The sequence below is a fragment of the Paenibacillus sp. GQ49 genome, from assembly GCF_059759055.1.
Map to the genome: position 1 here is coordinate 12,882 of NZ_JCAXEL010000021.1, position 15,035 is coordinate 27,916.

Below are 15,035 nucleotides of genomic sequence, written 5' to 3' on the forward strand. Positions count from 1 at the left end.
AACATACACAACATGACTGAGCCTGGGGAAATCGCAAATTTTGCGGTGTACCCAGGCTTTTTAGTGGGGAAAAGGCAGGTACCCATCATAAGGAAACAAGTAAATTAAATTAAGTTGTTGACAAAAAGTAAGTATGTAACTTATACTCAACACATGAGTTAAAGAGTTACGCAAATGACAAACTTCATTCGGGCAAACATTTCGGATAAGTTATCATTCATGAGATAAAATGTAAACCAGTTGAAGGGGTTTGCGTCACAGAGAATCATGAAAAAAGTATGCATAATATCTTTAATCTAAGAATACTATTTTGTATATATTGAATGGAGGAAAAAGAAAATGATGTTGGACTTAGGGTTGTTGTTGATTCGTTTGGTGATTGGATTGTCGTTCATGGCGCACGGGGCTCAAAAGCTGTTTGGTTGGTTCGGAGGTTACGGGATCAAGGGTACAGGCGGCTGGTTTGAGTCGATGGGCATGAAGCCTGGTGCATTGGTGGCGTTACTGGCTGGACTCGCTGAGTTTGGTGGTGGACTGTTGCTGGCTCTGGGTCTGCTCACACCGGTAGGCGGCATTCTGATTGCATTGACGATGGTTATTGCGATTGTGAAAGTCCATGGTGCGAACGGTTACTGGTCCACACAGAATGGATTCGAATATAATCTCGCGATTCTGGTGATTGGTGTAGCGCTGGCCCTGACAGGTGGCGGACAATACGCGCTGGATGCATTGATTTTCTAAAACCGATAAATAAAAATGAATGAGGAGTGCCTGGATGCCATGGAAATGGCTGAAGGGTGCTTTTTTTTGCAAGTGAAAAGAGAAGAATCTGCGGTAGTAATCGGTTATTTTCGGTACAGATTATGGTACAATAGGAGAGTTGGGTTAAGAAGCAGTTCACGGTATACATGAAAGCACAGATTTGAGGAGGATGAACTCCATTGTAAATGTGTAAAATTAATCTAGTGTGTAAATACCTAGTACGTAAAAACTCGTGTACAATCAACCGGCCTCGCCGGATTGCATAAAGATTGAATGATGGACCGGCCATGCCGGATTAACGTGAATGAACGGACGAAAGGGATTAAACCTATGAGCAAAGCTGCAAATGAAATTCTTCAACAGGAAGTGGACAAACGCCGGACGTTTGCCATTATCTCTCACCCGGATGCGGGTAAAACTACATTGACCGAGAAACTGTTGCTGTTCGGGGGCGCGATTCGCCTTGCGGGAACGGTAAAAGCTCGGAAAGCCAGCAAACACGCAACAAGTGACTGGATGGAAATTGAGAAACAACGGGGGATCTCGGTTACCTCTTCCGTAATGCAATTTGATTATCTGGATCATCGCGTCAACATTTTGGATACACCGGGTCACCAGGACTTCAGTGAAGATACGTATCGTACACTGACTGCTGCCGATAGCGCGGTGATGTTGATTGACGTGGCAAAAGGTGTCGAGGCACAAACGATCAAGTTGTTCCAGGTATGTGCGAAGCGTGGCATTCCAATCTTTACGTTTATCAACAAACTCGACCGTGAGGGTAAAAGCCCATTTGACCTGATGGAAGAACTTGAAAATGTACTGGGTATTCGTTCGGTTCCGATGAACTGGCCTATTGGTACAGGTCGCGAGCTGTGCGGTGTCTATGACCGGATGAAAAATCAGGTGGAATTGTTCCAAGGGGACGATCACTCGACGATCAAAGTACAAAAGGTAGATGGCTACAAAGATCCGATTATCCGTGAGATGGCTGGAGAATACCTGCATGATCAATTGTGTCAGGATCTGGAGTTGCTGGATATTGCGGGCGACCAATTCGACATGGAGAAAGTTCAACGCGGCGAATTGACACCTATTTTCTTCGGTAGTGCGATCAACAATTTCGGCGTACAGACTTTCCTGGAGAACTTCCTGGAACTGGCACCGAAGCCTGAACCACGTCGCAGTACGGCAGGAGAGATTCAGCCAACGAATGAGAAATTCAGCGGTTATGTGTTCAAGATTCAGGCAAACATGAACCCGGCACACCGAGATCGTATTGCGTTCCTGCGAATTGTATCAGGCAAGTTCCAACGTGGAATGAGTGTGAAGCATACTCGTGTGGGCAAAGAAATCAAGCTGTCACAGCCACAGCAATTCTTGGCACAAGACCGGGATATTGTCGAAGAGGCATATGCTGGCGATATTATCGGTTTGTTCGATCCAGGTATCTTCCGGATTGGTGATTCACTGAGCCAAGGCAGCGAGATTGTTTTTGAGGAGTTGCCAACGTTCTCCCCAGAGATTTTCGCCAAAGTTACCGTGAAAAATGCATTGAAACATAAACAGTACCAAAAAGGAATTGATCAGTTGACGGAGGAAGGAACCATTCAGGTGTTCCAGACGGCAAGTTTCGACGAGACAATCCTCGGCGTCATTGGTCAACTTCAGTTCGAGGTATTTGAATACCGGATGAAAGGTGAGTATGGGGTAGACGTGCAATTGCAGCGCATGCCTTATCAGTTCGCTCGCTGGATTGTGGACGAGAATCTGGACCCAAGCAAATTCCGGATTAACTCTGCGCTTGTAAAAGATAAAAAAGGTAATTATGTGGTGCTCTTCGAAAATGAGTACGCAATGAGAACGGCTATGGATAAAAATCCTACAGCTCAATTCCTGGAGACTGCGCCTTAAGTGAAGACAGAAGTATTTCGTGGGAGTTGTTAAAAGATTAGTTGAACGTGACAAGCTCATGTGATGAGATAGAGCTTGTTATAAATAAGATCCCTCCGCCGATTGGCGGAGGGATCTATTGCTTTTGCTATACACCTTACTTAGAGGCGGGTATGATCCAGCCGAATAAGGGAAAGCTTTCTTTTGCAGACAGAACAAACGTAATGATGGTTACCTTACCCTCAACTGCTTCGATTAGCTAAGCGGTTGGACGGGAATGGTGTGCAGATGCTCCTGCGCGATTTGAATCAGTTCTTCCTGTTTGGCAGGTTCTGTGTTCTTCCAGATCATCTCGAAAATGGCGCCAAGTCCAGGTAATGCAGCTTCCGGTCCATCTACTGAACCTTCAATCATCTCCCGGAGCTGATCATCACTTTTGTCATGAACTTTATGAACAATCGCTTCACGCAGGCTTAATGTAATGGGCATCGCAATTCCCTCCTCGTATATTCGGCTGCTCTAATACTGTTCCCTGGGAAGCGTGAGCGCATTCAAGTTTATCCTGCTTTGTGGTATACTACGAAGGATTATTTACGTTGGCATGGGTATCCGGAATGATGCATCATGCTGAAGTGCAGCGGGAGGTTAAGAACCTAATGGCGAAGAAACAGTATGCCGTAATTGGGATGGGAAGATTCGGATCAAGTGTTGCCAGTGGACTGAGCGGCATGGGATTCGACGTGCTGGCAATTGATGCGGACGAGCAGCGGACTCAGGAAATGTCCAATGTGGTAACCCATGCGGTATCGGCGGATTCAACAGATGAAGAAGCGCTTCGTGCGCTGGGCATACGGAATTTCGACGTTGTCGTTGTGGCGATTGGTGAAGATATTCAGGCGAGTATTCTGACAACCCTGATATTGAAAGATATGGGAGTACCGGTTCTGATCGTAAAAGCTCAAAATGAGCTTCATGGTAAAGTGCTGCAAAAAATTGGTGCAGACAAGGTGATCTATCCAGAGCGGGATATGGGACTACGTGTAGCCCACCATCTGACCTCGCCCAATATACTTGATTACATCGAGTTGTCTGAAGATTACAGCATTCTGGAGATGAGAGCTTCCGAGCAAATGATCGGCAAGAATCTGCTGGAATTGGACATCCGTGCACGTTTCGGGTGTAACGTAATGGCGATCCGCAGTGGGAATTCGATGAACATCTCGCCGTATGCGGAGGACCGGATCGAAGCTGGAGATGTGCTGATCATTGTGGGTCACAAGGATCATTTGACGAAAATGGAGCTTGCGTATCCGAAGTGATGGATGCAGATGGGAAGGATGGAAAGATGGATATTGTATCACCGCAAAATACACGTGTAAAAGAATGGGCACAGTTGCTGGAGAAAAAGCATCGTACCCGTCAACATAAATATATCATTGAGGGCATTCATCTGGTACAGGAAGCGTTGCGCGCCGGAGCAGATCTGGAGTGCATTGTGTACGATGGAGAGCAAGGCGTACCTATTGACCTCGCCGGGTTTGAGAATCCGCTACAGCGTGTGGAGTGGGTTAGTGTATCTCCAGCGGTTATCGCCAAATGCACGGATACGATGACACCACAGCCTGTATTCGCAATTGTGCGTAAAGGCAGTGAGCCACTGGAAAGCCTGATCGCAGGAGCGCGCGGGCTTGTCGTGGTGCTGGACGGAGTGCAAGACCCGGGTAATGTGGGGACGATCATCCGTAGTGCTGACGCAGCTGGAGCAGCTGGGGTCGTACTTGGCGCTGGCTGTGCAGATGTATATAACCCAAAGACGATTCGTTCGACGATGGGGTCATTGTTTCATCTGCCCATTGTGGAGGGCCAGTTGGAATCCTTGCTTCCCGAAGCGAAGGCTGCGGGCGTGAAGCTGGTCAGTACTTCTTTGCAGGCAGAGCATTCATGTTATAGTTATGATTTTACGCAGTCGGTATGGCTTGTCATTGGTAACGAAGGCAAGGGTATCTCGGACGCTACAGCACGCTTGGTAGATGATGCGATTACGATCCCGATGCAGGGACAGGCAGAGTCACTTAACGCGGCAATGGCAGCAACGATTTTGCTGTTTGAGGCGATGAGACAGCGGATGTTTAACTAACTAATAATTCCTGTCCAATTTTATTTTTAACGTCTCTAACTAAAATTAACTGTCCCCAAACCACCAAAGACTGGAGCCTGGTTGATGATTGCCCCAACCATTTCTCCAGTCTTTTTCTCTTCCATTAAACCACCACAGCAGGGATTCCTCATCCAAATCCCGAATAGGTAATCAAGCAGAAACCCAGGCAAATCAAGGCTTTTGGGGATTGAAAGCAGTTGATTCAAGCTTTTACTCAGGCATTTCCCAGGCTCTTACCCAGGCGTATTTAATGCCGATCCTTGCTTTTCTCAGGCATCTCTCTACCCCTTCAGGGACATGAATTATTAGTCGTTTTCGTTCACAATTGAACCAGTTTCTTTCCAGTTTTCAGGGCTTTTTCTCAGCGTTTTTGGGACAGTTATTTTTAGTTTTCTACAGGATGTTTAACAAATAAATTATTCCTGTCCGATGTGGTTTATATCATCAATTGAGACAACATAAATACCTGGAAACCCTGTCAGGACGGGGATAAAGGATAAATCTATTCTCAAGTTCTGTTAATCGTCTAATTAAATATTTCTTGTATTTGTACAAAAAAATCTCCTGTTTTTTTATATGATTTAGTAAGATAAACTTCCTGCTGATAACAAACTTAATAACTAACTCGAACAGTCCCCATGAATAGTAATAATTCTTCGGGGACTGTTCGTTCTTTACATGTATTTATTAAATTTATTAATGAGTAATGAACCTTATCTGCCATAAGTAGCACATATGTGAATTATATTTACTTATACAACTTTAAAGGTAGGCTTATTAAAGATTGTCCTGCGGCAGAAAGAGTAAGATTATCTTCTAGTATGAATCCATCCACTGGCTCAATTTTGTTGAAAGTTTTTAAAAATGTAGTCAGTACAATTTTGCTCTCCAAGCGTGCCAATGGTGCTCCCAGACAGAAGTGCGTACCAAAACCAAATGCAAGTTGTTTGTTATTGTTTGGGCGATGAATATTAAGTTTGAACGGATCTTCGAACATATTCTCATCCATATTGGCTGCACTCATCCAAGCTACGATGGCGTCTCCTTTTTTCATCTTAACTCCAAGCAGATCGTTATCCTCTTTGACCATGCGGTCCATTTTACTGATGTGAAAGCGATATCTCAGCATTTCTTCTACCGCAGCAGGAACAAGCTCAAGGTTATCCCTGAGTTCGACATACAATTCCGGTTGATCATATAAAAGGGCATAGAAAGAGTTGGCTAGCAAATTACTAGTCGTTTCGATGCCAGCTCCCAAAATGAACATGGTGGTACGTACAATCTCTTCATCTGTAAAGTGTTCGCCATCGTGCTCAACCTGGATTAAGTCTGATATGATGTCTTCTCCCAGATTAGATCGCTTGGACACGACGAAAGGGTATAAGTACTTAAAATATTCTTCACCAGCAATTTTTTTTAATTGGTTAATTTGATCAAAGGTGGCATCGGTAGAGGGCATAAACATGGTATCCACCCAGCCCTTGAATAGATGATGATCATTTGATGGAATGCCAAGTAGATCAGACATGATAATGATAGGAAACATACTAGTGTATGCTTTGATAATATCCACTTCCGATTGATGTTCAAATTCTCTGATCAACTCTTCGGCCACGGCTTCAATTCTCGGTTCCCAAAGCTTCAGACTTCTTGGCGTAAATGCACTTGCAAGTAAGGATCGCCGCTTGCGATGTTCCGGGGGATCTACATTGTGTATATCTAGCTTGTCCGGTATATGATGCTCGCTATCCGTACCTTCTTCTTCACTACTTGAATATCCCACGTTAGAAATAGATCTTTTTCTCACACTGGAGAAGTGCTCATGATCATTAAGCACGGTTTTTACCAGATCATACTTGAATACATGCCAGGAATCGGTCTCTTCATTGTAGATGACAGGTTCCTGATCCAGCATTCTTCGATACCAACGGTAGGGACTGAATTCTTCTTCTTTTGATTGGAAATTCGTGATTTCGGACAGAGAAATAATAGAACTCTTCGTCACTCGTTTCGCCTCCTTGGTTGGTCTCATTGACAAATATAACAAATAAAAGTACTTTAATTCAAGTATTGTGATTATTGTTTGAGTTTAAGGTAGTAGAGTAGGAGAACATACTAAAGGATAGTGGAGTCAAGGCAGACATATCTATAATCGTTTTTCATTGAATTGTAATGTTGACCATCTTTATGTGGGGATAGTACAATCCCAAAGATACAGAGTCTGTACATCAACCCGTTATGATATAAAATAGAACTCATGTGGGTAAGCACTACATAGAAGCCATACATAGAAGGGGGGGTTCATAATGTCGATTCAAATATTTATACTTGGTGCACTTAGTGAAGGTAATTATTATCCCTATGATATTAAGAAACGAATTGGCAAACATCTGGATCAAACGGATGCTAAGATTACCGAAGGCACCATATATTATAATTTTGAAGTATTACTGAAGAAGGGTCTGATTGATAAGGTAGAAACAATACAATCGGAAAATAGACCAGACAAAACAACATATGGAATTACTAAGAAAGGACGAATATTTCTGGAAGAGAGTATATACAAGGTGTTCCAGAAGTTTACGAACGTGGAGTCCTTATACGCTGCATTGGTACATCTGGATAAGGTGGATAATCAGAAGCTCGCTTATTTAATTATGGATATCATTGAAAAGTTAAATAGGAAGCTTGAATATATCGATCTTCATAGGCCTGATGAGATTGATGCGCAAGAGGACTTAAAAGATGCACTGTTATTGATGAGAGATCATGCCTACCACTCAATTCATAATGATATGCTCTGGCTTAGGAAACTGTTGGATCATGTTCAGAGTAGAGTATTAAAAAGCACATGATGAACGGTATGCTGGGTCCTTGGCTTGTCTGCGCTCACCGGAACAAGCCGAGGCTCCTTACCGTTTCCCAAGAAATAGAATGCTCTAATTGTTTTACCTCAAAGAATAAGTCATTCCTCGGAATGGCTTATTCTTCGTCTCCCTCTCTGGGCTCCGCAAGCTCTGGGAAAAGAGCGGGGAGCATCAACTCACTTACGGCACCGTTATCGTTATAAAATCTCCAATGGGCCTTTCCTTCGTATAATAAGGAAAGACGTTGCACGGTGTTTCGGATACCAATATGCTCGTCGTCTCTGCCGGCAATAATTTTACCCTGATTTAATAGCTCCAGTTGGTTTATAGGGTAACCGTTTCCTGTATCGGAAATGATGATTTTGGCAAACGGATAGAAGTCGATTTCGAAGGAGTCCACATTCACCGCTATATGAATGCACTTACTAGATTGCACAGAATACTTGATTGAATTTTCTACAAAGTTTTGAATAAGCATAGGGGGAACAAGCATATCTGCTATCATGCTGTTGATATTAAGAGAATAGGTGAATTTATCCATGTAACGAATGGATTGAATTTGAAGATATGTGTCAACGTGTTTGATTTCTTCATGAAGCGGGACAAAATCGTTATCTACTTTGATCATGTACCGATAGAAATCAACGGAATGAACAATAAGCTTTTTGGCCGTCTGTGAATCTTTGTTCTCAAGCAGATTGTAAACCATATTCAGTGAATTAATAATAAAATGAGGTTGTATTTGCATTTGGAGACTTCGAAGGAGAGACTTCTGAAGCTTGATTTCCTCTTCGTATACGCTTATTTTTAAATGCTGAACTTCATCCATCATCTTATTAAAGGTCTGATTTACAATAGCAATCTCATTTGATACCCGGTAAGGTGAGATCCGATACTGCAGGTCTCCACGTTGAATATGTTTCATCGCTTTGTTCAGCTTTTGGAGCGGTTGAACCACAGTCAATCTTACTAGGAAGAACAGGAACGGAAGCAACGCTGCTACAATTATCGAAATCGCTAGCGTATACTTTTGCATAAAAGGAAGGGCCTTCAAAATGATGTCTTCAGGTATAACTTCCACGAACGAGATTGGAGCCGAAGAAGAAGGGGCTGTAATAATCAGGTTGTTCTTAGGGATATCAGAAATTGCACGTTGTAAGTCCTTATTCGGTATAAGATATAAGATGAAATTCGGATTATTTTTCGAATAATAGTTTAAAGATCTGTCTAGATTAACGTAAACTCCGGTTAGCACGCCATTGTCACCTTTGCTAAAGTGAATCATACTAGAGTGATTATAGATCTTTATGAATTTCCAGTCTGTTTTTAAGGATAAGTCACTTGTCTGCAAAGATGCTGCGGCTTGCATAACGTAGGATTTAACGGCGTTCCGCTCTTCCGGATTCTGGCTGGAGCTGGCTGATATATAAGCATTATCGGTATAGACAAAAAGAGTGTCGACTAGGTTAGTGCCATAAAGAATTTGCTTAGAGAGATTCAAGGATATTCTTTGCTTGGCTAATTCTGAATCGGATTCGTCGTTGCTTAACGTGAGTTGAAGATCACTTTCGAACCAGGCAGTATTGACAGCAAAAGTTACCGCATTATTGAGCTCGTTGTCTATTTGAATCCAATAGGACTGCAGCATATTCTGGTGGGTGTTCTCGACCTGCTTAACCAGCGTAGAACGGGCTTGATAGTTGGTGTAGATAAACATCGCAATCACAGGAATTAAAATAGCGAATATTCCTAATAACTTTATGAATATTGAGTTGTAAAATCCTTTGTGTCGAAGTCGTTTCATAACCAAGCTCCATATTGTAAAATTTAACCCGAACGGGCTATTATGATTATACTCTTAGATGAATGGATGTCAAAACGGCAGCAGGAGGATACAGACATGAATGTGTTAATCGTAGATGACGAAATAAGTGCGATTGAAGCTGTGAGAAATGGAATTCAGTGGGACAAGGTAGGGGTCCAGAATATTTATGTAGCTGCCAGTTTACAAGAAGCGATTCATAGATTCAGCGAATGTCCAATTGACATTTTACTTAGCGATATTGAAATGCCAATGGGTTCAGGCTTGGAACTGTTGAAATGGGTTAATGAGCACCATCCGCATGTAAAATGCGTTTTTATGACATGCCATGCTGATTTTCAGTTTTTGCAAAATGCCCTGCAACTGGGCAGTGTAGATTACATTCTGAAGCCGTTGGACTTCCTTAGAGTGACGGTTGTTCTTGAAAATACAATAAAGAAAATCCGAATGGAGAGAATTTTAAAAGAGAATAGCAACTCTTGGATTCAAAACAAGAAATCAGTAATTAAACATTTTTGGAAGGATTTTTTTCTCGGGGATATTGCACCCAATAAAGACAGCTTGACGAATTACTTGCGCCAGAAACGACTTGATATTAATCTCGAGAATTTCTACCTTCCCATCTTAATTGTTACCAAGAAATGGACTGAACAAGTTACGAAGGAAGATCAGAAGTTACTGCAGTATGCATTGAGAAACATAACGGATGAATTTCTCGTTATTCCGGAAACTGAAAAAGAAGTCATTCCTTTCACGGATACGTCAATTCTGGTTATGCTGAATATGGAAGCGAGTCTAGAGGAACAGTATCTATTTAAAAAGATTGACGCATCTTGCCGCAAATTAACTGATATGGTAAAAGGGCATATTAAAGAAATCATCTGTTGTTATATAGGAGAAATAAACAATATTTACGAAATGCCGGCTATTATTGAGTCACTGCAAGAGATGGATTTTAACAATATGATTCATGAGTCGGATATATTCTTTCTATATCAAGTACGCGACCTAAATGGCTTTATACTCACCGATACACTTATCAATCGATGGAGAGATTGGATGCTACAAGGCAGATATGTCCAGATTTCGAATGAAATAAGGGAACAATTATTATCTCATGGTCAGAGAATCACACGTGGTTTTCTTAAAAAATTTACGATGGAATTTCACTTTTTGATTTTTGAATTTGCCAGAGGCCGAAATATTTTTGTGAACGAACTGTTTGGTGATGAGCTATCAAACCAAATATTAGGTGAAGCTTCAGAGTCGTTGGAAGCCCTCCTTCATTGGGTGACTTACGCCATGGATCGTATGCAGAACTTTGATAAGATGAACACAAACTGGGTTAATCCAGTCGATAGAACGAAGGATTATATTCATCTTCATTTATCGGAGGAGCTTTCGATGGAGCATATTGCTAACAATGTTCATCTGAATGCAGATTACTTAACAAGAATATTCAAAAGAGAAGTTGGCGTATCCATTAGTAAATATATGATTAATAAAAAAATGGAAGTAGCCAAAGAACTCCTCATTCATACGGACAAAAGTATTGGTGAAATTGCCATGCTGGTCGGTTATTATAATTATTCAAGTTTCAATCGCATCTTTACCAAAGAGACGGGAATGTCTCCCCAGAAGTTCAAAATTAGTAACGTCACACAGTAATTAGTCGGAATTCGGAATCCATTAAGTCGGATCATGTATAACGTTAACTGCCACCTGTTTTCTATAATAAAGACAAGATTGGAAAGAGATTTTGCCACTATAAGGGGGAACTTAAATGAAAAAGAAAATCACTCCAGTGTTATTGGCTGCATTACTAGCGGTGTCTTTAGTCGGGTGCAGTAGCAGTAACAACGGGAAAACATCGGCTCCCAATAATGGAAGCGCTTCAAACGGAAGTGATAGTGAATTATCCGGGAAAATTGATTTTAATGAAGAACCGTATACGATCAAAGTTAACTATGCGGTTCTGGGGCAAGAGCAACCAGACCTTCCGAAAATTGAAGAGAAGTTAAATGAGGTTACCTTAAAAGAGATTAATGCGAAAGTCGATCTCGAAGGCGTTAGCTTATACAACATGGCGAATGCCTACGCTCTCAAAGCTTCAAGCGGAGAGAAAGCAGATCTTTTGATGCTTATGCCGGGCAACCAATATCTCGCTCCTTTTGCTAACAATAAAATGATTCGTCCGATTGATGAGGAGCTTGAGAAGTGGGGACCAGCACTGAAAGAAACACTTGGCGACCTACTTGGTGCCGGCCAATTTAGCGGGAAACAATTTGCTATTCCTCAAAAAATGGAACAAAAAAATACAATTGGCTTCAATATGAACAAAAGCATCCTGGATAAGTACAACATCGATATTACCTCGATCAAATCGATCGCTGACATGGACCCGATTTTTGCGAAAATTCAAGAAGGCGAACCCGACATGAACATGATTGCGCCAGAAGTAAGCTCAGGCAATATTACGAATAACTTAGTTTATTTCGATGGATTTGGCAATCAATATGGCGGGCTTATGGATGACAGTGGTATGAAGATCATAAATGAGTACGAGTCGGAGCAATGGATCAATACAGTGAAAAAAGTTCGGGAATGGTACCAGAAAGGATACATTTCCAAGGACGTAAGTACCTCGCAAGACGATGGCAGCACTTTGCTGTTCAATGGAAAGGTTTTTGCAACGGCGGCTAGTTCTGTGGGATTTACTGGCGGTCTTTCGAAACCAATCGAGCAAAAAACTGTAACTTTGCATCCGCCTGTTCTTACTACCACTGACTCGCAGCTGTTCCTTTGGGCAGTAGCATCGTCCAGTAAACGACCTGATAAAGCAATTCAACTTCTTAACCTGCTGAATTCCAGCGCAGAGCTATCCACGTTGTTACAATTTGGCATAGAAGGTGAACATTACGAGCTTAACGGAGATGGGACCGTGGACGAAACCAAAAATGCGAATTACAATCAGAACAACTGGCAATTGTTCGGCGTTTATGATAAAAAACCGCTCAGTGCAACATTTGTAGAAGCGAGTGGATTTAGCCCTGAAGATTTCAAGATAAAGCTGAAAGAATGGAATGACAATACCTTGAAATCTCCAGCGTATGGCTTTCTATTCGATCCGACACCTGTAAGAACAGAAATCGCGGCATTGGATGCGGTCTCTGAACAATTTTCGAAGGTGATCGGCAATGGTTCTGTAGATCCGGATGAGTTGATAAAGAAATTTAACGACAGTCTTTATTCTGCAGGCCTGCAAAAAGTTATTGACGAAAAACAGCGTCAATTAGACGCCTGGCTCGCTGAGAACGGTAAGTAAAGGGGAATAATCCCTACCTAAAATGAAGAGGCATAGAGCTGTCTTCCTGTAGTGTTTAATGCAGGTGGGGCAGCTCTTTTCTGTTCCCGCAAACGGAGAAATCAGCAAGTCGGAAAAGGATATCTTTTGCGTCGTCATAGGTATAACGTCAGGTTACGTTCTTTGTGTAAGATACAATTGAGAAGTCCAATAGTAGAACAAAACTTCAGAGAAAGCACGAATTGGGAGGCGGAGTGAGTGAAAGCAACAACAAATGTGAACTTGCCGAAAGCGCGTAAAAAAAAGATAAATTGGAAGTCTTATATTCCTTTGTATCTTATGGCTTTACCAGCGTTAATCTACTTATTCATTAACAATTATATGCCTCTGTACGGCATGCAGATCGCATTTCGGGAACTTGATTTCTCCGGCAGCATTTTCGATGGGAAGTTCGTATGGTTCGATAACTTTAAGTTCCTGTTCACGACTGACGATGCTTGGATCATGACACGGAATACGGTTCTGTACAATCTTTTATTTATCGTGGTGGGCACGATTTTCGCAATCGTGGTGTCGATTCTCTTCAATGAGATCATTAGTAAAAAACTTGCCAAGGCTTATCAGTCTGCCATACTGATTCCTTATTTTATCTCCATGGTCATCGTTAGTTATTTAGGCTTCGCGTTTCTCAGCAGTGAAACCGGGTTCATCAATCATTCAATCTTAAAACCGCTCGGAATCGATCCTGTCTCCTGGTATTCCGAACCTAAATACTGGCCATACATTCTTTTGTTTGTGAATACATGGAAGGGTATTGGATACAGCTTATTGTTATATACAGCGAGGATTCTTACCATCAGCTCCGATTATTATGAGGCTGCCAAAATAGATGGAGCGACGAAGTTTCAGCAAATCATGAATATTACCTTGCCGCTTCTTAAGCCGGTTATTATTTTGATGACAATCTTGGCCATCGGCAGAATATTCTATTCTGATTTCGGATTATTTTATCAGGTTCCGATGAATTCGGGTGCACTGTATGACAGCACAACAACAATTGATACTTATTCATTCCGGGCGCTTATGAAGCTTGGAGATATTACGATGTCAACAGCAACGGGAGTATACCAGTCGTTTGTAGGTTTCATATTAGTTGTGGCCTCGAATATGGTGCTTCGCAAATATAGCAAGGAAGATACCCTATTCTAATAATGGAGTGATCAACAATGATAGATATCAAAGAAAGAAAATGGTCCATTGCTGGACATATTCTGATGATTATCTTATCCGTACTGGCAATAGCACCTTTCATTTTGTTATTAATGTCCTCCATAACTGATGAAAGTGCGGCGCTGAGAAATGGTTATAGTTTTTTCCCGGATAAATTCTCATTGGACGCTTACAAATATATCGCCGGGCAATGGGAAGTCATCGGCAAAGCTTATCTGGTTTCAATTTTCGTCACCGTAGTCGGTACCATAGTCGGCGTGCTTATATCGGCAATGCTTGCGTATACCCTAAGCAAGCCTGATCTTCCGGGGCGTAGTTTACTGATGTTCCTGTTAATCTTCACAATGTTGTTTAATGGCGGATTGACTGCTACTTATATTGTATATACACAAATTTTTCATATCAAAGACACCATATTCGGCTTGCTACTTCCAAATTTATTAATGAATGCCTATTTTGTCGTCATGTTTAAAAATTACTTTGAGCATGCCTTGCCTGCAGCGCTCGTGGAATCCGCACGAATTGATGGAGCTACCGAATTTAGAGTATTTCGCAGCATCGCGATTCCCTTGTCCATGCCAATGTTCGTCACGGTTGGGATGACAACCGCTTTGACATATTGGAACGATTGGATGAACGGGATGTATTTTCTCTCGACGAACAGTAAAATCCAAAGTGTTCAAACGATATTAAATAACATAAATGAGAATATCAAGTTCCTACAGCAGAATAATGTAGGCACTGCAGTCAGTACGGCAGATTTGCCTTCAGTTACCATCCGAATGGCCATTGCAATTGTGGGTATCTTACCGATGCTCGCGTTGTTCCCGATCTTCCAAAAATGGTTCGTTAAAGGGGCTACGGCCGGAGCAGTCAAAGAGTAAAATTGAAAGATTTACATTTGGAGGATTCATATGAAACGCGATCTGGAAGGTATCAGACTGAAGATATAGCGATTCTGCTCGGCCCCGTCAGATCGATTAAACAGTCTGCGCCAAT

At 41.9% G+C, this 15,035-nt stretch carries 12 protein-coding genes; 9 read left to right on the forward strand and 3 right to left on the reverse strand.

All coding sequences use genetic code 11. The features are described 5' to 3' along the window. Positions 1-342: 342 nt before the first annotated feature. Positions 343-741 carry a DoxX family protein gene (locus tag AC6CIF_RS26165; RefSeq protein WP_026081473.1) on the forward strand — a complete coding sequence of 133 codons (399 nt, stop codon included), beginning with the start codon at positions 343-345 and terminating at the stop codon, positions 739-741. A 351-nt stretch (positions 742-1,092) separates the two neighbouring features. Further along, the gene (locus AC6CIF_RS26170; RefSeq protein WP_047841330.1) at positions 1,093-2,676 is read left to right on the forward strand and encodes a peptide chain release factor 3; all 1,584 of its coding nucleotides are present in this window, start codon (positions 1,093-1,095) and stop codon (positions 2,674-2,676) included. Between the two features lie 234 nt (positions 2,677-2,910). Here the strand turns inward: AC6CIF_RS26170 and sspI are convergent, their stop codons facing one another. Continuing rightward, entirely contained in the window at positions 2,911-3,144 is a 234-nt protein-coding gene (gene sspI / locus AC6CIF_RS26175) for a small acid-soluble spore protein SspI (protein ID WP_017692323.1), read from the reverse strand. Positions 3,145-3,272: 128 nt separating this feature from the next. Between sspI and AC6CIF_RS26180 the strand changes: the two genes are divergently transcribed. Continuing rightward, positions 3,273-3,974: a potassium channel family protein gene (locus AC6CIF_RS26180; protein WP_498202168.1), complete on the forward strand. Its 702-nt coding sequence runs from the start codon at positions 3,273-3,275 to the stop codon at positions 3,972-3,974. 26 nt (positions 3,975-4,000) lie between these two features. Continuing rightward, positions 4,001-4,792 carry a TrmH family RNA methyltransferase gene (locus tag AC6CIF_RS26185; protein WP_498202111.1) on the forward strand — a complete coding sequence of 264 codons (792 nt, stop codon included), beginning with the start codon at positions 4,001-4,003 and terminating at the stop codon, positions 4,790-4,792. Between the two features lie 769 nt (positions 4,793-5,561). Here the strand turns inward: AC6CIF_RS26185 and AC6CIF_RS26190 are convergent. Next, a complete protein-coding gene (locus AC6CIF_RS26190) occupies positions 5,562-6,845 on the reverse strand; it encodes a cytochrome P450 (protein WP_498202112.1) in 1,284 nt (427 codons plus the stop codon). Between the two features lie 274 nt (positions 6,846-7,119). Between AC6CIF_RS26190 and AC6CIF_RS26195 the strand changes: the two genes are divergently transcribed. Next, positions 7,120-7,668, forward strand: a complete 549-nt coding sequence (locus AC6CIF_RS26195) for a PadR family transcriptional regulator (RefSeq protein ID WP_498202113.1) — start codon at positions 7,120-7,122, stop codon at positions 7,666-7,668. 127 nt (positions 7,669-7,795) lie between these two features. Here the strand turns inward: AC6CIF_RS26195 and AC6CIF_RS26200 are convergent, their stop codons facing one another. Beyond that, positions 7,796-9,484, reverse strand: a complete 1,689-nt coding sequence (locus tag AC6CIF_RS26200; RefSeq protein WP_498202114.1) for a sensor histidine kinase — start codon at positions 9,482-9,484, stop codon at positions 7,796-7,798. Between the two features lie 96 nt (positions 9,485-9,580). Between AC6CIF_RS26200 and AC6CIF_RS26205 the strand changes: the two genes are divergently transcribed. The 4 genes from AC6CIF_RS26205 (at position 9,581) to AC6CIF_RS26220 (ending at position 14,920) form a co-directional block, all read left to right on the forward strand. Then, positions 9,581-11,170, forward strand: a complete 1,590-nt coding sequence (locus AC6CIF_RS26205; protein WP_498202115.1) for a response regulator transcription factor — start codon at positions 9,581-9,583, stop codon at positions 11,168-11,170. A gap of 115 nt (positions 11,171-11,285) precedes the next feature. Continuing rightward, the gene (locus AC6CIF_RS26210) at positions 11,286-12,827 is read left to right on the forward strand and encodes an ABC transporter substrate-binding protein (protein WP_498202116.1); all 1,542 of its coding nucleotides are present in this window, start codon (positions 11,286-11,288) and stop codon (positions 12,825-12,827) included. A 237-nt stretch (positions 12,828-13,064) separates the two neighbouring features. Then, on the forward strand, positions 13,065-14,015 hold the full coding sequence (locus AC6CIF_RS26215) for an ABC transporter permease (RefSeq protein WP_498202117.1): 951 nt from the start codon (positions 13,065-13,067) through the stop codon (positions 14,013-14,015). A gap of 17 nt (positions 14,016-14,032) precedes the next feature. Next, positions 14,033-14,920, forward strand: coding sequence for a carbohydrate ABC transporter permease (locus AC6CIF_RS26220; RefSeq protein ID WP_498202118.1), 888 nt, complete (start codon positions 14,033-14,035; stop codon positions 14,918-14,920). Positions 14,921-15,035: the final 115 nt, after the last annotated feature.

Coding starts and splice junctions, on each gene's coding strand:
- AC6CIF_RS26210 (WP_498202116.1), top strand. CDS start 11,286: ATGAAAAAGAAAATCACTCCAGTGTTATTGGCTGCATTACTAGCGGTG.
- AC6CIF_RS26220 (WP_498202118.1), top strand. CDS start 14,033: ATGATAGATATCAAAGAAAGAAAATGGTCCATTGCTGGACATATTCTG.
- AC6CIF_RS26170 (WP_047841330.1), top strand. CDS start 1,093: ATGAGCAAAGCTGCAAATGAAATTCTTCAACAGGAAGTGGACAAACGC.
- AC6CIF_RS26200 (WP_498202114.1), bottom strand. CDS start 9,484: ATGAAACGACTTCGACACAAAGGATTTTACAACTCAATATTCATAAAG.
- AC6CIF_RS26190 (WP_498202112.1), bottom strand. CDS start 6,845: ATGAGACCAACCAAGGAGGCGAAACGAGTGACGAAGAGTTCTATTATT.
- AC6CIF_RS26185 (WP_498202111.1), top strand. CDS start 4,001: ATGGATATTGTATCACCGCAAAATACACGTGTAAAAGAATGGGCACAG.
- AC6CIF_RS26195 (WP_498202113.1), top strand. CDS start 7,120: ATGTCGATTCAAATATTTATACTTGGTGCACTTAGTGAAGGTAATTAT.
- AC6CIF_RS26180 (WP_498202168.1), top strand. CDS start 3,273: ATGCATCATGCTGAAGTGCAGCGGGAGGTTAAGAACCTAATGGCGAAG.
- sspI (WP_017692323.1), bottom strand. CDS start 3,144: ATGCCCATTACATTAAGCCTGCGTGAAGCGATTGTTCATAAAGTTCAT.
- AC6CIF_RS26165 (WP_026081473.1), top strand. CDS start 343: ATGTTGGACTTAGGGTTGTTGTTGATTCGTTTGGTGATTGGATTGTCG.
- AC6CIF_RS26205 (WP_498202115.1), top strand. CDS start 9,581: ATGAATGTGTTAATCGTAGATGACGAAATAAGTGCGATTGAAGCTGTG.